General features: G+C 47.1%; 7 protein-coding genes. All 7 read right to left on the reverse strand.

Features of this window, described 5'->3' with window-relative positions; translation table 11 throughout:
* Positions 1-23 precede the first annotated feature (23 nt).
* Positions 24-1,985, reverse strand: coding sequence for a gliding motility-associated C-terminal domain-containing protein (locus IAG46_RS16660; RefSeq protein WP_190811530.1), 1,962 nt, complete (start codon positions 1,983-1,985; stop codon positions 24-26).
* An 84-nt stretch (positions 1,986-2,069) separates the two neighbouring features.
* Positions 2,070-11,342, reverse strand: a complete 9,273-nt coding sequence (locus tag IAG46_RS16665) for a hypothetical protein (RefSeq protein WP_190811531.1) — start codon at positions 11,340-11,342, stop codon at positions 2,070-2,072.
* A 342-nt stretch (positions 11,343-11,684) separates the two neighbouring features.
* A complete protein-coding gene (locus IAG46_RS16670) occupies positions 11,685-14,432 on the reverse strand; it encodes a proprotein convertase P-domain-containing protein (RefSeq protein WP_190811532.1) in 2,748 nt (915 codons plus the stop codon).
* 226 nt (positions 14,433-14,658) lie between these two features.
* On the reverse strand, positions 14,659-17,001 hold the full coding sequence (locus tag IAG46_RS16675) for a Calx-beta domain-containing protein (protein ID WP_190811533.1): 2,343 nt from the start codon (positions 16,999-17,001) through the stop codon (positions 14,659-14,661).
* 175 nt (positions 17,002-17,176) lie between these two features.
* A complete protein-coding gene (locus IAG46_RS16680; protein ID WP_190811534.1) occupies positions 17,177-19,135 on the reverse strand; it encodes an OmpA family protein in 1,959 nt (652 codons plus the stop codon).
* Between the two features lie 9 nt (positions 19,136-19,144).
* Complete coding sequence (locus tag IAG46_RS16685) at positions 19,145-20,089, reverse strand: type IX secretion system membrane protein PorP/SprF (RefSeq protein ID WP_190811535.1); 945 nt, start codon at positions 20,087-20,089, stop codon at positions 19,145-19,147.
* A gap of 12 nt (positions 20,090-20,101) precedes the next feature.
* Positions 20,102-22,011 (reverse strand): gliding motility-associated C-terminal domain-containing protein (locus IAG46_RS16690; RefSeq protein ID WP_190811536.1); only part of this gene is annotated, 1,910 nt, incomplete at its 5' end.

Consider the following 22,011-nt stretch of genomic DNA (forward strand, 5'->3'; position numbering starts at 1 on the left):
TTCTTTCCACAGTGCAGTAATCTTTATCTGTTAATGTATAGGTAACCAGAAAGTTGTTTCATGTTTCCGTTGGGGTCTTCATAATCTATAATATAGAAATATGTACCCACCGGAAGCTTGTTGTCTTTGTTAACCGTTACCCTTCCTTCGGAAGTGCCGTCAAAGACATTTCCGCTGGTGTTGTAGGCCTTGGTCATATAGACCTGCACACCCCACCTGTTATAAATTTTTACTGTGTTGTTTGGATAATCTTCTAAATTTCTGATGGTGAGCACATCGTGTATGCCATCACCATTTGGCGTTATTACATTTATAACATCGATTGGATCTACTTGCGTTGGCCCTAGGTCTGGATCTAGATAGTTTGGTATTCCATCTTCGTCAGAATCATCATTGGCGTAGTTTCCATCGAGATCTATGTCTTCGTCTATAGTTTCAATACCGTCATCATCGTCATCTGAGTCTCTATAATCCAATTCACCATCGGAGTCAGTATCCATTAAGTTGGTGCTTGGGTCATCAATCTCATCATTGACATCTATGTCGATTACAGTACTGCCTTCATAGGCGTCATCAAGACCGTCATTATCTTTATCCGAGCCAATAATAGTTACATCTGCTATTCCATCTTGATTTTGGTCATGTCCTTCTATATTATCAGGAATATTGTCATCATCACTGTCTAGATCAACATAATCTGGAATCCCATCACCTTCGGTATCAACTGGAATCAAACCAATATTTCCACCATTTTCATAAGCATCGTCAAGTCCATTATCATTGGTATCCACCAAACTTGGTGCAATATATCCGATTGTGGGTTGAGCTTCCACATTATCGGGGATACCGTCATTATCGCTATCAATATCCAGGTAATCAGGAATTCCATCTACATCGGTATCGGTAGGGTTGGTCGACGGATCATTGTCGTTATCAGTATTTAAATCTTCAAAACTGTCAACAATACCATCGTTATCGGCATCCAAGTTGACTGACGGAACGTTCACCAATATGGTTACCGTAGCTGTACTGCAATTTCCACTAGTATCACAAATCGTATAGTCAAAGGAATCCGGTCCTAAATACCCAGGATCCGGAGTATATGTTATAAAATCGTCAGATGGATTGCCCGGCGTGCCATTATCATTGATTACCAAAACACCATTTGTTGGTGTAGTTGATGTCAATGTTCCAGCAGTAGGAAGGTCATTATCGTTGGCCAAAATATCGATATCTATTGGAACATCTTGATCTGTGGCCACTGAGTCATCCAATGCATCCACTATAGGAAGTACATCAACTGTTACCGTTGCTGTGCTACATGCTCCGGTAGATGTACAAACCGTATAGTCAAAAGTATCTGTTCCATTATAATCTGCATTCGGAGTGTAGGTAACTATATCATCCGATGGGTCATTAGGAGTTCCATTATCGTTAATGGATACTGTTCCATTTGCAGGATTTGTTGTCGTAAGGGTGCCTGTGGAAGGTAAGTCGGTGTCATTGGCATAAATTGGAACCACTACCGAACTGTCTTCATCCACAGCAATCAAATCATCAACAAGTGTCGCAGCCTCAATCATACAAACTACCGTGAATCTTGGAAGTTCGCTTGTATTTCCAGCTTTTGTAATTGTTGCTGTATATCTGGCCACCGCAGCGGTGCTTGTCACAGTAGGTTGTGTCTGATCTCCAGCCAAGGGAGGACTCCAACTAACCGCAGCTCCTGAAGGAATACTTGCAGAAATATCCATCGTCACCTGGTTATCCGGCGCTCTACAATCCGTTAAAATAAAGTACCCTGTTGCATTGGAGCCGCAAAGGGTTCCATCATAGGTTGCAAAATAAACCCCTGGCTGAGTGGCTTCATAAAAGGAATTGGTGCTTAATACCGTTCCCAAATCCGAAGCTTCAAACCACTGGTAATTACTCTCGCCTCCTCCACTTGGGGCTTGCAGTAAAAACTGAGCACTTGCAGCGTTCATACCAAAGAGAAGTACGAACAACCCTATAAATAAAGACTTATGTAGAATATTTGATTTCAACTTTTTATATAGTCTTTATTATTATTACTTAACTACAAATACCACATTGATCAATGAATTGTAATCCGTTGGCAAATTCTCGACTTCAATAGTTAGATTACCGCTTGCATCAATTGTCATAAAGTTTGGGTCGCCAGAATCTGTTTCAAAAACCGTCGGGTCCGCATAAGTGACATAATAATACAAATCAGATGCAGCATATGTTGGTATGGCTGCCGGAGCACCTGCACTTGATGCTGTAGGTGTTCCAAATTGATCAAGGTATTCTTGATATAAGTCGATATTCTTTATTCCCGTGGTTGATGCATCTACCGCTATCGATGGAGGATAGAAAATTCTTCCAGCTGTTGCAGTTACCTTGGCAATATCAGCCATAGCAGCATCCACAGTGGCTTCCGATGCACCATCACCATCTACATCCAAATCTGTCATTTCAAAGGATGCTCCACCATCTGCTCCAACCGTAAGTTCATTGTTAACATCAGTGCTTACAACATTGGCTGTTTCAGCGGCTCCCCCATCTTCATCAGTATAGCTGATTACTCCTGTTGAAGTATTTTGGGATAAAGATGTTACTGTTTCATTTATATCTACAGCTGTAATTCCTGTCTCAGATATTGTAGCTATTCGATTACCAGCCACAGTATTTGTTATGCTTACATCATCATCTGTCTGGGCTGCAAGTTCTGCAAGTGCGCCCTCGACCTCCGTGGCGGTAAAGTTGCCTCCGGCATCGGTGATGTTCACTTCGGATGCCGTCTGATCGTCCGTTCCGGCATCGTCCAGATGTGATAGGTCCACCGTCTGGGCCGTACCGTCCTCGATACCGACGGTCAATATGTTCGTGCCAAGGTCAACGCCAAGGCTCTCTATGTTCTGGTCGTCCGTGCTGCCAGCTGCAAGTTCCGCAAGTGCACCCTCGACCTCCGTGGCGGTAAAGTTGCCTCCGGCATCGGTGATGTTCACCTCGCTAGCCGTCTGGTCGTCCGTTCCGTTGTCGTCCAGATGTGACAGGTCGACCGTCTGGGCCGTACCGTCCTCGATACCAACTGTAAGTATATTTGTGCCAAGGTCAACGCCCAAACTCTCTATGTTCTGGTCGTCCGTTCCGGCATCGTCCAAATGTGATAGGTCGACCGTCTGGCTGGTACCGTCCTCGATGCCCACCGTCAATATGTTCGTGCCAAGGTCAACGCCAAGGCTCTCTATGTTCTGGTCATCCGTGCTGCCCGCTGCAAGCTCCGCAAGTGCGCCCTCGACCTCCGTGGCGGTAAAGTTGCCTCCGGCATCGGTGATGTTCACCTCACTGGCCGTCTGGTCGTCCGTTCCGTTGTCGTCCAGATGTGACAGGTCGACCGTCTGGGCCGTACCGTCCTCGATACCGACCGTAAGTATGTTCGTGCCAAGGTCAACGCCCAAACTCTCTATGTTCTGGTCATCCGTGCTGCCAGCTGCAAGCTCTGCAAGTGCGCCCTCGACCTCCGTGGCGGTAAAGTTGCCTCCGGCATCGGTGATGTTCACCTCACTGGCGGTCTGGTCGTCAGTTCCCGCATCGTCCAGATGCGACAGGTCCACCGTCTGGCCCGTACCGTCCTCGATACCGACCGTAAGTATATTTGTGCCAAGGTCCACACCAAGGCTCTCTATGTTCTGGTCATCGGTGCTGCCCGCTGCAAGCTCTGCAAGTGCGCCCTCCACCTCCGTGGCGGTAAAGTTGCCACCGGCATCGGTGATGTTCACCTCAGCGGCCGTCTGGTCGTCCGTTCCGGCATCGTCCAAGTGCGATAGGTCCACCGTCTGGCCAGTGCCGTCCTCGATACCAACTGTAAGTATATTTGTGCCAAGGTCAACGCCCAAACTCTCTATGTTCTGGTCGTCCGTGCTTCCGGCTGCAAGCTCCGTAAGTGCTCCCTCGACCTCCGTGGCGGTAAAGTTGCCTCCGGCATCGGTGATGTTCACTTCGCTGGCAGTCTGGTCGTCCGTTCCGGCATCGTCCAGATGTGACAGGTCGACCGTCTGGGCCGTACCGTCCTCGATACCAACTGTAAGTATATTTGTGCCAAGGTCAACGCCCAAACTCTCTATGTTCTGGTCATCGGTACCTGCATCGTCCAAATGTGATAGGTCGACCGTCTGGCTGGTACCGTCCTCGATGCCGACGGTCAATATGTTCGTGCCAAGGTCAACGCCAAGGCTCTCGATGTTCTGGTCGTCCGTGCTGCCCGCTGCAAGTTCCGCAAGTGCGCCCTCGACCTCCGTGGCGGTAAAGTTGCCTCCGGCGTCCGTGATGTTCACTTCGGATGCAGTCTGATTGTCCGTTCCATTGTCGTCCAGATGGGACAGGTCCACCGTCTGGGCCGTACCGTCCTCGATACCGACGGTCAATATGTTCGTTCCAAGGTCCACACCAAGGCTCTCTATGTTCTGGTCATCGGTGCTGCCAGCTGCAAGCTCCGCAAGTGCACCCTCCACCTCGGTGGCGGTAAAGTTGCCTCCGGCATCGGTGATGTTCACTTCGGATGCAATCTGGTCGTCGGTTCCGGCATCGTCCAGATGTGACAGGTCCACCGTCTGGGCCGTACCGTCCTCGATACCAACAGTAAGTATATTTGTGCCAAGGTCCACACCAAGGCTCTCTATGTTCTGGTCGTCAGTACCTGCATCGTCCAGATGCGATAGGTCCACCGTCTGGGCCGTACCGTCCTCGATACCAACTGTCAATATGTTCGTTCCAAGGTCCACACCAAGGCTCTCTATGTTCTGGTCATCGGTGCTGCCAGCTGCAAGTTCTGCAAGTGCACCCTCGACCTCCGTGGCGGTAAAGTTGCCGCCCGCATCGGTGATGTTGACTTCGGATGCCGTCTGATCGTCCGTTCCGGCATCGTCCAGATGCGATAGGTCCACCGTCTGGGCCGTACCGTCCTCGATACCGACCGTAAGTATGTTCGTGCCTAGGTCAACGCCAAGGCTCTCTATGTTCTGGTCATCGGTGCTGCCCGCTGCAAGCTCCGCAAGTGCGCCCTCGACCTCCGTGGCGGTAAAGTTGCCTCCGGCATCGGTGATGTTCACTTCCGCTGCCGTCTGGTCGTCGGTGCCCGTAAATGTTGTTGGTGTCCCATTCTCACTTGTATAGGTATATGTCCCATCAAGGTTATCGGCCAAGGTTGTTATGGTCTCCGAAATGGTCACCGATGAAACATTAAGGTAAAGTCCCCCGTCCGTACCTGCAGCAATATCATTGTTAGCGTTACCGCTTATCAAATCAACTGTAGATGGCGCAACACCGTCATCTTCCAATGAGATGTTCAACTCACCCCCTACAATGGAAAGGTTGTCGATGTTCTGATCATCCGTTCCGGCGTCGTCCAAATGGGACAGGTCCACCGTCTGGGCCGTACCGTCCTCGATACCGACCGTAAGTATGTTCGTGCCAAGGTCCACACCAAGGCTCTCTATGTTCTGGTCGTCCGTGCTGCCCGCTGCAAGCTCTGCAAGCGCGCCCTCCACCTCCGTGGCGGTAAAGTTGCCACCGGCATCGGTGATGTTCACCTCAGCGGCCGTCTGGTCGTCCGTTCCGGCATCGTCCAAGTGCGATAGGTCCACCGTTTGGGCAGTACCGTCCTCGATACCAACTGTAAGTATATTTGTGCCAAGGTCAACGCCAAGGCTCTCTATGTTCTGGTCGTCCGTGCTGCCAGCTGCAAGCTCCGCAAGTGCGCCCTCGACCTCCGTGGCGGTAAAGTTGCCTCCGGCATCGGTGATGTTAACCTCGCTGGCGGTCTGGTCGTCCGTTCCATTGTCGTCCAAATGCGATAGGTCCACCGTCTGGGCCGTACCGTCCTCGATACCGACCGTAAGTATATTTGTGCCAAGGTCAACGCCAAGGCTCTCGATGTTCTGGTCGTCGGTGCTGCCCGCTGCAAGTTCCGCAAGTGCGCCCTCCACCTCCGTGGCGGTAAAGTTGCCTCCGGCATCGGTGATGTTCACCTCACTGGCCGTCTGGTCGTCCGTTCCGTTGTCGTCCAGATGTGACAGGTCGACCGTCTGGGCCGTACCGTCCTCGATACCAACTGTAAGTATATTTGTGCCAAGGTCAACGCCCAAACTCTCTATGTTCTGGTCGTCCGTGCTGCCCGCTGCAAGCTCTGCAAGCGCGCCCTCGACCTCCGTGGCGGCAAAGTTGCCTCCAGCGTCTGTGATGTTCACTTCGGATGCCGTCTGATCGTCCGTTCCATTGTCGTCCAGATGCGATAGGTCCACCGTCTGGGCCGTACCGTCCTCGATGCCCACCGTAAGTATATTTGTTCCAACATCAACACCAAGGCTCTCTATGTTCTGGTCGTCGGTCCCTGCATCGTCCAGATGTGACAGGTCCACCGTCTGACTGGTACCGTCCTCGATACCAACGGTCAATATGTTCGTGCCTAGGTCAACGCCCAAACTCTCTATGTTCTGGTCGTCCGTTCCGGCATCGTCCAAGTGCGACAGGTCCACCGTCTGGGCCGTACCGTCCTCGATGCCCACCGTAAGTATGTTCGTGCCAAGGTCAACGCCAAGGCTCTCTATGTTCTGGTCGTCGGTGCTGCCCGCTGCAAGCTCCGCAAGTGCGCCCTCCACCTCGGTGGCGGTAAAGTTGCCTCCGGCATCGGTGATGTTCACTTCGGATGCAATCTGGTCGTCGGTTCCGGCATCGTCCAGATGTGATAGGTCCACCGTCTGGGCCGTACCGTCCTCGATACCGACGGTCAATATGTTCGTTCCAAGGTCCACACCAAGGCTCTCTATGTTCTGGTCGTCGGTGCTGCCCGCTGCAAGTTCCGCAAGTGCGCCCTCCACCTCCGTGGCGGTAAAGTTGCCGCCCGCATCGGTGATGTTGACCTCACTGGCCGTCTGGTCGTCCGTTCCGGCATCGTCCAGATGCGATAGGTCCACCGTCTGGGCCGTACCGTCCTCGATACCGACAGTAAGTATATTTGTGCCAAGGTCGACACCAAGGCTCTCTATGTTCTGGTCGTCCGTGCTGCCCGCTGCAAGCTCTGCAAGTGCTCCCTCTACCTCCGTGGCGGTAAAGTTGCCTCCGGCGTCGGTGATGTTCACCTCGCTGGCGGTCTGGTCGTCCGTTCCATTGTCGTCCAAATGCGACAGGTCCACCGTCTGGGCCGTACCGTCCTCGATACCGACCGTAAGTATGTTCGTTCCAACATCAACGCCAAGACTCTCGATGTTCTGGTCGTCCGTTCCATTATCGTCCAAATGGGACAGGTCCACCGTCTGGCTGGTACCGTCCTCGATACCGACCGTAAGTATGTTCGTTCCAAGGTCAACGCCAAGGCTCTCTATGTTCTGGTCGTCCGTGCTGCCCGCTGCAAGTTCCGCAAGTGCTCCCTCCACCTCCGTGGCGGTAAAGTTGCCTCCGGCATCGGTGATGTTCACCTCGCTGGCAGTCTGGTCGTCCGTTCCGGCATCATCCAGATGCGATAGGTCAACCGTTTGGCTGGTACCGTCCTCGATACCCACTGTCAATATGTTCGTGCCAAGGTCAACGCCAAGGCTCTCTATGTTCTGGTCGTCAGTTCCCGCATCGTCCAAATGGGACAGGTCCACCGTCTGGGCCGTACCGTCCTCGATACCGACCGTAAGTATGTTCGTTCCAAGGTCAACGCCAAGGCTCTCTATGTTCTGGTCGTCCGTGCTGCCCGCTGCAAGTTCCGCAAGTGCTCCCTCCACCTCCGTGGCGGTAAAGTTGCCTCCGGCATCGGTGATGTTCACCTCGCTGGCAGTCTGGTCGTCCGTTCCGGCATCATCCAGATGTGACAGGTCGACCGTCTGGGCCGTACCGTCCTCGATACCCACTGTAAGTATATTTGTGCCAAGGTCAACGCCAAGGCTCTCTATGTTCTGGTCATCCGTGCTGCCCGCTGCAAGTTCCGCAAGTGCTCCCTCGACCTCCGTGGCGGTAAAGTTGCCGCCTGCATCGGTGATGTTCACTTCCGCTGCCGTCTGGTCGTCGGTGCCCATAAATGTTGTTGGTGTCCCATTCTCACTTGTATAGGTATATGTCCCATCAAGGTTATCGGCCAAGGTTGTTATGGTCTCCGAAATGGTCACCGATGAAACATTAAGGTAAAGTCCCCCGTCCGTACCTGCAGCAATATCATTGTTAGCGTTACCGCTTATCAAATCAACTGTAGATGGCGCAACACCGTCATCTTCCAATGAGATGTTCAACTCACCCCCTACAATGGAAAGGTTGTCGATGTTCTGATCATCCGTTCCGGCATCGTCCAGATGGGAAAGGTCCACCGTCTGGCTGGTACCGTCCTCGATACCCACTGTCAATATGTTCGTGCCAAGGTCAACGCCAAGGCTCTCTATGTTCTGGTCATCGGTGCTGCCCGCTGCAAGTTCCGCAAGTGCGCCCTCGACCTCCGTGGCGGTAAAGTTGCCTCCGGCATCGGTGATGTTGACCTCGCTGGCGGTCTGGTCGTCCGTTCCATTGTCGTCCAAATGCGATAGGTCCACCGTCTGGGCCGTACCGTCCTCGATACCGACGGTCAATATGTTCGTTCCAACATCAACGCCAAGGCTCTCTATGTTCTGGTCGTCGGTTCCCGCATCGTCCAGATGCGACAGGTCAACCGTCTGGCTGGTACCGTCCTCGATACCAACTGTAAGTATATTTGTTCCAAGGTCAACGCCAAGGCTCTCTATGTTCTGGTCGTCCGTGCTGCCCGCTGCAAGTTCCGCAAGTGCTCCCTCCACCTCCGTGGCGGTAAAGTTGCCTCCGGCATCGGTGATGTTCACCTCGCTGGCAGTCTGGTCGTCCGTTCCGGCATCGTCCAAGTGCGATAGGTCAACCGTTTGGCTGGTACCGTCCTCGATACCCACTGTCAATATGTTCGTGCCAAGGTCAACGCCAAGGCTCTCTATGTTCTGGTCGTCCGTTCCGGCATCGTCCAAGTGCGACAGGTCGACCGTCTGGGCCGTACCGTCCTCGATACCGACCGTAAGTATGTTCGTTCCAAGGTCTACCCCAAGGCTCTCTATGTTCTGGTCATCGGTGCTGCCCGCTGCAAGCTCCGCAAGTGCGCCCTCGACCTCCGTGGCGGTAAAGTTGCCACCGGCATCGGTGATGTTCACCTCACTGGCAGTCTGGTCGTCCGTTCCCGCATCGTCCAGATGCGACAGGTCCACCGTCTGGGCCGTACCGTCCTCGATACCGACCGTAAGTATGTTCGTGCCAAGGTCCACACCAAGGCTCTCTATGTTCTGGTCGTCAGTTCCCGCATCGTCCAAATGGGACAGGTCCACCGTTTGGGCAGTACCGTCCTCGATACCGACCGTAAGTATGTTCGTTCCAAGGTCAACGCCAAGGCTCTCTATGTTCTGGTCATCCGTGCTGCCCGCTGCAAGCTCTGCAAGTGCGCCCTCTACCTCCGTGGCGGTAAAGTTGCCTCCGGCGTCGGTGATGTTCACCTCGCTGGCGGTCTGGTCGTCCGTTCCATTGTCGTCCAAATGCGACAGGTCCACCGTCTGGGCCGTACCGTCCTCGATACCGACCGTAAGTATGTTCGTTCCAACATCAACGCCAAGACTCTCGATGTTCTGGTCGTCCGTTCCATTATCGTCCAAATGGGACAGGTCCACCGTCTGGCTGGTACCGTCCTCGATACCAACTGTAAGTATATTTGTTCCAAGGTCAACGCCAAGGCTCTCTATGTTCTGGTCGTCCGTGCTGCCCGCTGCAAGCTCCGCAAGTGCTCCCTCGACCTCCGTGGCGGTAAAGTTGCCTCCGGCATCGGTGATGTTGACCTCGCTGGCGGTCTGGTCGTCGGTTCCGGCATCGTCCAGATGTGACAGGTCCACCGTCTGGGCCGTACCGTCCTCGATACCGACCGTAAGTATATTTGTGCCAAGGTCAACGCCAAGGCTCTCGATGTTCTGGTCGTCGGTGCTGCCCGCTGCAAGCTCCGCAAGTGCGCCCTCCACCTCCGTGGCGGTAAAGTTGCCTCCGGCGTCCGTGATGTTCACTTCGGATGCAGTCTGATCGTCCGTTCCATTGTCGTCCAGATGGGACAGGTCCACCGTCTGGGCCGTACCGTCCTCGATACCGACCGTAAGTATGTTCGTTCCAAGGTCCACACCAAGGCTCTCTATGTTCTGGTCATCGGTGCTGCCAGCTGCAAGCTCCGCAAGTGCACCCTCCACCTCGGTGGCGGTAAAGTTGCCTCCGGCATCGGTGATGTTCACTTCGGATGCAATCTGGTCGTCGGTTCCGGCATCGTCCAGATGTGATAGGTCCACCGTCTGGGCCGTACCGTCCTCGATACCGACGGTCAATATGTTCGTTCCAAGGTCCACACCAAGGCTCTCTATGTTCTGGTCGTCCGTGCTGCCCGCTGCAAGCTCCGCAAGTGCGCCCTCCACCTCCGTGGCGGTAAAGTTGCCACCGGCATCGGTGATGTTCACCTCACTGGCGGTCTGGTCGTCCGTTCCGGCATCGTCCAGATGCGACAGGTCCACCGTCTGGCTGGTACCGTCCTCGATACCGACCGTAAGTATGTTCGTGCCTAGGTCAACGCCAAGGCTCTCTATGTTCTGGTCATCGGTACCTGCATCGTCCAAATGTGATAGGTCGACCGTCTGGCTGGTACCGTCCTCGATGCCCACCGTAAGTATATTTGTTCCAACATCAACGCCCAAACTCTCTATGTTCTGGTCATCGGTGCTGCCCGCTGCAAGCTCTGCAAGTGCTCCCTCTACCTCGGTGGCGGTAAAGTTGCCGCCCGCGTCTGTGATGTTCACCTCGCTGGCCGTCTGGTCGTCAGTATCAATCAGAGCTGCTATATCCGCCAAGGCAACCGCAAAAGTATTAGTTTCGGAATCTGTAATTACCAAGTTTGTGTTTGTTCCATCTATTGCAAAAGAAGTAATTGTAGTATTTGTATCGGTCAGTGTGTCGCTTAGACTGCTTAAATCGACATTTACACTTCCCCCATTTTCCAAGGTCAATGTCAATTCGTTTGTAGCTCCATTGAAAGTGAATCCGGTAAGCTGCTGGTCATCTGTGGAGGTTAATTCCCAAGAATCACCATCCCAAAAATAGATGGTACCAGTATTGGTGTTCACATAAATATCTCCTGTATCTGCACCGCCTGGGGCAACGGCTCCTGGACTGGATACTGCGGTACCACTTAGCACTTCACAATTGCATTGATCTTGCAAAGTTACCGTGGTCTGCGAATAGACAAATCCAGAGAAAAATAGTAGCGCAATGACTATAATGCTCTTTTTCATGGGGTTAACGTTAAATGACATTGTCTGTATGTGTTTTATGTAATCTTTTATGCTTATTCTCCGTGTAGCATCTCCTTGTTCAGCGTTTTGAACACTACTACACTTTACAAAATTACCTTTACCTATAGGGGGGAAAAATATTTGTTGTGTATGTATTAATTCCGAAGGTATAGCCATCAAAACCTGAGGTCATCATGTTAAAAAAATCGTATTTTCTGAAGGTAATTGGTCGATAAAACCAGTATTATCAAAGGGTGGGATAAGTGTTAAAAAAGTAAATAATGAATTTTACCAATGAGAAAAATGCTTGAATCCAATTCAAATATTCTAAGAAAAAGGTTGCTAATTCCTGTTAACTCGATACGTAATTCTTCGATTGGTAATCACACTATTTACCCTAAGTGTTAAGGTAGCATTAGAAGAAGTAATTGAAGGGCAAGAACCCGTAGAATTTGATACAATTACTCTATAAATGTATCCTTGTTTATCAGATCCTGCTGCCAAAATGGTCAATGTTGCTGTATCTACACCTGAATACTCTGAACCATTAGCTATGTTTGAAAAACTACCGCCTCCGTTGGTACTTACCTGCCATTGGTAGGTATCAGCATTGGAAGTTATGGTTGAAAAAGTTCCATCGGTACCCAAGATAACAATTTGATCGGTGGGTTGGGTATCAATTGTAATGGGACTCACCGTAATTGTTTGGGTAACGTCTACACTATTTCCTGAGTCGTCTGTAATTCTATACGTTCTTGTGATGATTTCTGGGTTGCTTCCTCCATCACTAGAGTCACCAATGAAAGTTACCACAGGGTTGGTTGTACAATTATCAGCTTCATCTGTTACAACTGTAATATCGGAAGCTGGTATATCTGCAGAGCAAAATACAGTAACCGGCGATGGATTGCTTGCTGTGGGTGCAACATTGTCAACTGTTAGCGTTGTAACTCCTGTAATGGTCAAAACTGGATCCCCAGTAGTTCCTCCATATTCCACGATGTATCCTTGTGGAGCATATGGCCCTCCACCTCCTGCATTGGGCAAATCATTCCAAGAACCGGGAGTTGTGGTTACAGAGGGGTCTGTAATATGGGCGTAATCTTCATTCCCAGCATTGTTTGGTTCTCCCGAATTCCAAAAGGCAAAATTAGGTGTGCTTCCACCAACACCGCCATTCCAAAAGTTAGTTCCTGCTTCAGGACCTGTTACCCAATTCCAAACACCTTCTGTAGTGGCATCACTTCCTCCGATCCACCCCACTCCTTGAGCTTGGGAACCGGAAAAATCTGCTTCGGCCTGGGATGTTAAGGTTGCCAGATAGCCTTGTAAACCAAAATACGTTCTTAGTGCTGCTGCATCCCTAGCAGCTGTCCATGTGATCCCAGGGTTGGCGATAAATTCGTAATAATGGCCAGTTGGAGGTAAAAAATTAGCGGTTCCTGGGGTGATTGAAAACTGTCTGGTACCAGTTGGGCTTCCTGCACTGCTTGAGTATTCTACTGCCAAGATTGCTGTTTCAAATTCCGCAAAAGTGGTTGGTCCTTGGAGTGTAAGCTCTCCTTCCACTACATCCCATGATGCTGTTATGTTTGGATGTGAACCTGTGAGACTTAATAGATCTTCACCGTTAATATATCCTGAGGATATCTGAATATAAACTGCATCCGTTGTAGTATCATCTGGATCGGTAAGACTTATAGTTTCTACAATTGTTTGTGATGTTCCGGGGCAATAGACCTGATCTCCTGTGACCGTAAGTACGGGAGGCTGGTCTGCGGTTGGCACTATGGATTCACTTAAATCATCAGCAGTTGTATTGCTATCCGTTTGATCAGCGCTAAATACAGTAATTGTATTTGTAATGGTTGTTCCACTTGTTCCCCCATTTACATTGGCGGTAATATTTAAGGTTGCTGTTGATCCGTTATTTAAATTGCCAATAGTCCAAACACCTGTACCAGAGTTATATGCGCCATCGTCACTTACATATGTTACTCCCGCTGGTAAAATGTCTGTAAGACTGACGTTTGTCGCATTTATAGGGCCATTATTGGCTACAGATAGTGTATATACCACGTCGTTACCTTCTTTAGGTGTAGCATTGTCAACGATTTTGGTCACTGCCAAATCTGTAGGTGTGGCGGCGGTACTGCAAATATGAATGGAAAAACCGTGTAAAGTTCCTGTATCTCCTCCAGCATCGTCAAATATGGACAGCGTCCATGTTCCGCTTGGGTCTTCGCCATTGAAATCTGAAAGATTACCTTCTGGACTAAAGGTTCCTGCAAAAGGAGCCGTTCCGGCAGTTATTGCTGTACCTGCAGCATCATCCAAGATTGTACCAGAGTAATTATCTCCACTACCTCCATTGTCATCTGATAAAAGTACAGTGGTCCCTCCTGGGCTGGTTAAACTAATATTTAAATCGGCATCCCATGTGTGGGTGATGTTCAAAGTAACGTTTACATCAGTTATCACTCCTGAGGAAAAACCACTTAAATTAGAATTCAGTGTAGCAAAATCAGTTATTGCAGAGCCCGGAGATGAACTTGATATTTCGCATCCTGAGGAAGCCGCTGCAAACAAAACGTTATCCACTGTTATTGTCTCGCTTGTATTCCAGGCTGAATCCCCTCCTACAAATCGGATAGAGGATGAGGCAGAAATCTGATCTGCGGTTAAATCGTGGGTGATTGCACTTGTAATTGGGCTATTTATGGTAAAAACTGTTTCATACGAAGATGTATTATCGTTCCACAGTTGAACCAAAAGGGACTCATTTCCTCTTGAGGTTGCGTCATAATTCAACGATAGGACCGCATTTGAAACACCTGATAGATCAAGTGGTCTGCTTATCGTTCTTCCATCAAGATTATTAAATTCCAATTCATTGCCAACAATTTCAATTCTTCCTCCACTTGCACTTCCATCATCACTAACCTCAACCCAATTGCCTGAGAAGTTCTGAGTTCCGTTATTATTAGTGTAAGAGGTTGAGCTAAAATCATCGCGATAGGTATCTTGTCCGGAAACGATAGTCCAGGAAAATATAAGTACAATTGTAATTGGAACTATGCCCTTTTTCATACCAAATACTTTAGCAAGCCTTAATTTGGGGGAAGATGTTTTTACCTAAAGTAGTTGGACCGAAGAGGCTCTCTAAATAATTGTTGTGTATGGCCCAGTTCGGAATGTATAGCACCAATATTATGAGGTTATTGGTAGATTATCCCAGTATTGTGAATGGCCATGATAATCAAATTCCAGATCTTCTTTATAGAAAATAAAAGTTTAGTTCTACTTAAAAAAAGATTCAATCCTTGTTTACACGATACGTAATTTGGCGATTAGTAATCACTGTGGCGGGTCTTGCCAACACGGTTAAATCTGAAGTTGTTGTTCCTGACAATGGTATGTTTTGATCGTTTGTAATATCGGAAGGTGTAATTGTATTTGTAAAAACTCCCGAAGTTGCTGTTGTGACATCAAATGTAAAGGAACAAGTGGTTCCTGCGGGTAAACTCACACCCGTAATAGAGAAACTTGAGGCACCAGAAATTGCTGAGATAGTTCCTCCACAAGAGGAGGAGGAATCAGGTGTAGGTGCTATTGTCATTCCCGCAGGCAAATTGTTGGTCAATGCCAAATTGGTCAGTGACACCCCGTTTGATGGATTTTCAATGGTAATAGTTACTATGGATTCTTCTCCCGAGTAAATAGTTGTAGGACTGAATGCAGAGGTCGCAACTGTTGGAAAGGCAATTTCGTTTGAGGTAACAAATACACCACCCCATATTCCTTCACTACTACTACCCAATATTACATCCATATCTGTGGCGTTATTTGGAACAAGTCCAGAGGCATCAAATACATCAATGTCCACTCCCCAACTATAACCGAAATTTGGGTTCCTTGTACCTAAATCCACTCCAAACTCTGAAATTGTACCATTTAATGTATTATTTGCAGGGTTCAATGCGTTGGATAAGGATGTTCCTTCTACACTAACAAAATCGCCAGTGCTACTTGCTTCTCCGTCCATTCCATAATATCCCACATGTGTTTCAAAAACTCCAATTGAAGGGGTTAAAAGTCCGGTAACTGTAAAAGAATCGTTAGCTCCAAATCCAAAGAAATCGAATCCATCCCAAACACTAACATTCCTAGAGGTGTCTGCTGGGTCATTATAGATCACCACCATGGTCCATCCTCCATGAGGTCCGGTAAATGAGCTACCCGTGACCAATGCAATATCAGCCACAAAATAATTACCGTTTCCACCGGATTGAACCTGACCAGTAACATCTGCATATGACATAAAGGTGTTCCAACCCCCGAAAGTGGTTGTTTCAATATTCCGAACATCCGAGTTTATGGTACTATAAGTTCCTGATGTGGGATCCATAAGTTTAACTTGGTCTATGCTCAAGGATCCAGCTGGATTGGTGATACCTCCATTTGAACTGTTATAGACCCCACCCCAGTAAAGACCTGCCCATTGTACGGTAGATCCCACTGGCAAATTTAGGTTATGACTACTTGAATTTACGGTTGAACCATCAGCGTCCACATCTGCATATCCCATAACAACGGATGGGTTATTTGTAACTGGTGTGCCCGGACAGCCAGAGGTACATAGCAAGTTAGTATTTCCAAACATTTTAAAATTCCCCATTAAGTTTATGGCAACTCTTTCTTCGTAGGGACGAGTAGTATTGGGGTCATTATCATCATCATTAATCGTGATCGTTGCTGTATCGGATATATCAACGGATCCATCGGAAGTGCCCGTAAATGATATTGTAAAACCTTCACTTGATTCAAAAATTAAATCATCCAAAATGGTGATGATAATTTGTTCTGTATCTCCAGATGTTCCATTAAAACTTAATGTTCCTGTACTTGTAGTATAATCTGATCCTGAAACAGCTCCTCCATCATTTGTTTGATAATCAACAGTAAATGCTCCTGAAGCATCTGGACCTGAATGTGTTGCAGTTAAGGTAGCTGTACCTGCATCTTCATCTACTGAAATGTCATCTATTAATATTTCTGGAGCGGTGGTTGTTATGGTTAAATCATCTATTCCACCTTCAATGATATCACCTGTGGATGACCCATCTGAAACCGTTATCCTAATCACTACGTTGGAACCTGCTGGAATAGCTGTGGTTGCTTCGGTCCAAGCTGCAGTTGTGGTTACATCTCCAATTGAAACTAAATTTGTGTAGCTACCTCCACCATTTAATGAATATTCCAATAGGAAAAAATCGTTTGCATCGTCTCCGTTGTCCCTTTGACCAAAAAAGTACCAAATTGAAAGCTGTGAGTTTAAACTTATGTTATATACTGGTGAGGTTGTTGTTGAGGTACCACCATCTACATCTGCATTACCTGCAGAGCTATTGGTGGCGGTAAAATATGCATTTACTCCGGGAGCGGCAGTATGGTCGTCTTCTAATTGGGTTGTAACTCCCCCGCTACTTTGCGCGGTCGGATTAGCAACAACAAAAGTTCCTGTAGAAGATGTTCCAGAAGTTGTCCAACCTGTTGCAACACCACTTTCAAAATCTTCGGTGACCTGAGCTGTCGATTCAAAGAAAAAAAATACTGCAATAGTTATGAAAAGAAAACTTAAACGATTTAATCTGCCCATCAATTCTTAGTTTAAACCTATCTTAATTGATCAAAACTAGAATTCATTCTATCACTGGCACAAAAAATGTTGTGTAATCAAAGATTTCCTGTACATAGGTATTGTTAATGGATGCCAAACCTTATACATGTACTCTTAATTATTGAATATCACAGGTATACTGATTTAGCGAGAATCATTCAAAAATGATAAATTCAGACCTCCTGTTCAGCTGGTGCTTATCTCTTGAGCATGGCACCCCATTAAGACAATCGTTCACAAGTCGGGTTTCACCGAAACCTTCTCCTTGTAACCTATCTGCCGAAATACCTTTTGAAATCATATAGTCTACTGTGGATTGGGCTCTTTTTTGTGATAACCAAAGGTTGTAAGCATCATTGCCACGGCTGTCGGTATGTGAGTTAACCTTGATTTTAAGGCTTGGATATTTCTCCATGGCCACAATCACTTTTTGTATCTCAATCTCTGCATCTCGTCGAATATCAAATTTATTCAAGTCAAAATAAATTGTACTCAACTGTAGTAATTTGGCCAAATCGTCACCAAAACCTCCAGTAACAACATCACGTTCTAGGTAAAAATCTACAATCCGAGGTTTCCCATAAGATCTATTCAAATATTCCTCTGCGGGTACATAACCATCCCTGGATGCCCTTACGAAGTTTCCTTTGGAACAATCCAAGTCCAACACATAATTCCCTTTGGAGTCGGTAAGTGTGGATGAAACCTCATTGTTTTCTTCATCAATGATTTTAACCGTTGCACCAACCAATACTTCATTGGAAATACGGTCTCTAACAGTTCCGGTAACATCTTGAATACAATCCAGAACCAAGGGTTCATTTTCCACAAACTCATAAATATCATCTTCTCCTAATCCACCCGTTCTATTGGATGAAAAATAACCTGTTTTGGCTTCATTATCCATGATAAATGCAAAATCATCGTAGTTACCATTTATTGGTTTTCCAACGTTTACAACAGGTTCATTGAAATTGCCAAAGGCAATTTTGGTCGCGAATACATCCAACCCTCCTAATCCTTGATGCCCATCAGAAGAAAAATACAGCACTCCTTCTTTGGTGAGATAAGGAAAGGTTTCACGGGCACGCGTGTTTATGTTTTTACCTAGATTCTGAATGGGTCCATATGTGCCATCCCCAATGATCTCCGTAACAAAAATATCCGATTCACCATGAGACCCTGGCATATCAGAAACGAAGTACAGTTTCTTGCCATCTGGACTTAACACAGGGTGCGCAACGGAGTATGAATCGTTATTAAAAGGAAGTTCAATCACATTGGTCCACTCACCATCGATTAATTCAGCGCTATAAATCTTTAATCGGATTACCCCACTTTCATCTTTCTGTTTTTTTCCATCCAAGAAGTTGTTTCTGGTGAAATACATGGTAGTGCCATCTTTGGTGATGGTTGACGTGGATTCATGTAGTCGTGTATTCACATCGCCTTCCAATTTAACCACATTGTCATTGGAAACACTGTCTACATTAACCTTATATAAATCTAAAAAATCCTTTGAATTCCATGTATGTCTATACCGAGCCAGGTTACCTGTGTCTCTGTCAGAAGAAAAAATTAGGCCTTTTTCATAATAGGAAGCGGCGAAATCGGCGTATTTGGTATTGTAAGGAAATGGTTTGATGTTGTATCTCCCTGAATTTTTCTCAATTTTTTCAAGATAATCCTCGTCATAGTCACCTTCGGCAGTTGCAGCGGTAATCTCCTTGAATTTTGCCATAATCTTGTCAGATTCATCATAATCACCCAATGTCTTTAAACTTTGGGCATATCTGAAATAATAGTCAGGCTCTATTTCTTCTGGATATGTTTCGGCAAGTCGTTGATATACTTTAGCAGCTTCCTCATACTTGGCATTGAAATAGTACGAATTTGCGAGCCTCTTTAAAAGATCGGAAGACACATAGCCCTTGTCAAGTACTTTTTTATATATATCAATGGCGGGACTAAAAGAATATTCATTGTATCGTTCGTCGGCCTTGGCTTTGACTTTGGCCTGCTGTTTCTCATTCACCTTATCTTTTTCCTGGGCAAGGCCATGAAATGTGCATCCTAAGAAAACAATAAGAAGTATAAGTATTCTTTTTAGCATATCCCTGTATTAAAAGAATCTAGGTGAAACCGTTTTTTGAAAGGCTTTTAAAAGCTCCCATCTTAAAAATACCTCGAAAGAACCATCATTGAATTGGGTTCCCCCAAGCTCTGTTGTCTCACGATCATAGGCAAGACCCAACATAACCTGATCGGTAATCTGGAATCCAGCCAATGCACTGACCGCCGCGTCCAATCTGTATGCTGCACCAAAGCTGACTTTTTCGGCAAATAGAAAAGTTGCCGAAAGATCCACCTGTAATGGGGCACCTCCTACTGCTTTGGTCAAAAGTGCCGGTTTGAATTTCCAATCTGCATTCAAATCGAAAACATATCCTGTTATAAAATACATATTGATACGCTCAGCAGCCAAAAAATTAACCGCATCAGCATCTCCATTATCAAAATATTCTGTTTCCAACACATTTGGAGCAGAAAGACCCGCATAAAATCTATCATTATGAAAATACAAGCCTAATCCGAAGTTTGGGTTAAATTGATTGTCGATATTATCTTGTTGAACAACTTCTTGATCAAAATTTCTTAAACCATTAAAATCAAGGTTCAACATATTCCCGCCTGCTTTCAGTCCAAAAGATAGTTTGTTATCACGGGCAAACTCAATAGTATAGGAAAGAACCACATCAAGATAGGTTTCTTGTACCACGCCATCACCAATGTTATCGTTTACTATGGAAATTCCATAACCCAATCTACTATTTCTAATAGGTGAATGTAGGTTGATGGTAAAGGTTTCGGGAGCTCCGTCCAGACCTATCCATTGCGAGCGATAAAGTCCAGCAAATGTCAATTGACCTCTAGATCCTGCATAGGCTGGATTAACACTTAGCGTATTATACATGTACTGGGTATACTGTGCATCTTGCTGTGCAACAAGGCCTTGAACTGTCAAGACAAGAAATAAAAACGGAACTAAAAAGTTTCTTTTAACCATTTTTTTAATATGTTACCTACTTATGTAAATATATTCGGAGTCGGTAAAACTTCCTTCATCCGTTTCGTAGTCAAATATATAAAAATATACTCCTGCCGGAAGATAATCGTTGACACTCAAAGTTGATCTACCCCGTGAACGTCCATCGAAAACATCGTTCACATTATTGTAGTCTTTTCCTTCATATACAGCTACACCCCAGCGATTAAAAATTCTAAGTGTACTTGTTCGTATCTGACTAACTCCTCTAATAAATAAGAAATCATTTTTTAGATCTCCGTTGGGTGTTAGCATTTGATTAACCGAAATATTTTCAATAGAAATGGAAACTGTAACGATTGCCGAATCGCAGTTTTCTGGATTAGCCGCCTCACAAATAGTATATTCAATGGTATAGGTGCCTTCCCTAGTTCCAGGAGCCACGCTAACCGTTCCGTTCTCATTTATAATTAGTTCGTTTGTGGGAGTCGAGGTCAATATTACATCGATCAGCCCAACCGACTCACCGTTCAAAGTATCGTTGGAAAGTACATCACTGCCAAGGATTACTCCGCTACCATCGGCCGTATAACCATCATTCACGGCATCAATTACGTTCATCATACCAGGAATTACTTCCACTGTGACGGTACCTGTGTCACAATTGTCAACATCGGCAATCTCACAGATGGTATATTCAATGGTATAGGTACCTTCGGGTGTATCTGGAGCAATGCTCACGCTTCCATCTTCATTTATGGTCAGCTCATCCGTTGGTGTCGAAGTCAAAATCACATCAGACAAGGTCACCGGCTCACCATTTAGGGTATCGTTGGCAAGCACATCGCTATTAGGAATTTCTCCTCCAGAACCATCAGTGCTATACGAATCATCCACCGCATCGATAACATTCGCCATGCTTGAATCCACCACTATAGTAACGGTACCGGTATCACAGTTATCAACATCCGCAATCTCACAAATGGTGTATTCAATAGTATAGGTGCCATCCGGGGTTCCCTGGGTAACGCTCACACTTCCATCTTCATTTATGGTCACCTCATCTGTGGGTGTCGAAGTCAAAATCACATCAGACAAGGTCACTGGCTCACCATTTAGGGTATCGTTGGCAAGTACATCGCTATCAGGAATTTCTCCTCCAGAACCATCAGTGCTATACGAATCATCCACCGCATCGATAACATTCGCCATGCTTGAATCCACCACTATAGTAACGGTACCGGTATCACAGTTATCAACATCCGCAATCTCACAAATGGTATATTCAATAGTATAGGTGCCATCTGGGGTTCCCTGGGTAACGCTCACACTTCCATCTTCATTTATGGTCACCTCATCTGTGGGTGTCGAAGTTAAAATCACATCAGACAAGGTTACTGCCTCACCATTTAGGGTATCGTTGGCAAGTACATCGCTATCAGGAATTTCTCCTCCAGAACCATCAGAGCTGTACGCATCATCCACCGCATCGATAACATTCGCCATGACAGGGCCTACTTCCACCGTGACCGTGCCTGTATCACAATTGTCGGTATCGGCAATCTCACAGATGGTATATTCAATGGTATAGGTGCCTTCAGGTGTTCCCGGGGCCACACTGACACTTCCATCCTCATTGATGGTAAGCACTTCCGTTGGTGTCGAAGTCAAAATCACATCCGACAGGGTAACTGGATTTCCGTTTAGCGTGTCATTAGCAAGCACGTCGACATCTGGCATTACGCCGCCTTCACCATCAGATGTATACGTATCATCCACAGCATCAATATTATTCGGAATGAATGGGTCCAAATAATCTGGTGTACCGTCATCGTCCGTATCATCGTTGGTCGGGTCTCCGTCATCATCGATATCCTCATCAGGGGTGTCGATGCCGTCTCCGTCATCATCGAAGTCACGGTAGTTCACATCCTCAGTGCCAT

The organism is Flagellimonas sp. S3867 (assembly GCF_014698935.1).
Lineage (GTDB): Bacteria > Bacteroidota > Bacteroidia > Flavobacteriales > Flavobacteriaceae > Flagellimonas.

Coding starts and splice junctions, on each gene's coding strand:
- IAG46_RS16660 (WP_190811530.1), bottom strand. CDS start 1,985: ATGAACGCTGCAAGTGCTCAGTTTTTACTGCAAGCCCCAAGTGGAGGA.
- IAG46_RS16665 (WP_190811531.1), bottom strand. CDS start 11,342: ATGAAAAAGAGCATTATAGTCATTGCGCTACTATTTTTCTCTGGATTT.
- IAG46_RS16670 (WP_190811532.1), bottom strand. CDS start 14,432: ATGAAAAAGGGCATAGTTCCAATTACAATTGTACTTATATTTTCCTGG.
- IAG46_RS16675 (WP_190811533.1), bottom strand. CDS start 17,001: ATGGGCAGATTAAATCGTTTAAGTTTTCTTTTCATAACTATTGCAGTA.
- IAG46_RS16680 (WP_190811534.1), bottom strand. CDS start 19,135: ATGCTAAAAAGAATACTTATACTTCTTATTGTTTTCTTAGGATGCACA.
- IAG46_RS16685 (WP_190811535.1), bottom strand. CDS start 20,089: ATGGTTAAAAGAAACTTTTTAGTTCCGTTTTTATTTCTTGTCTTGACA.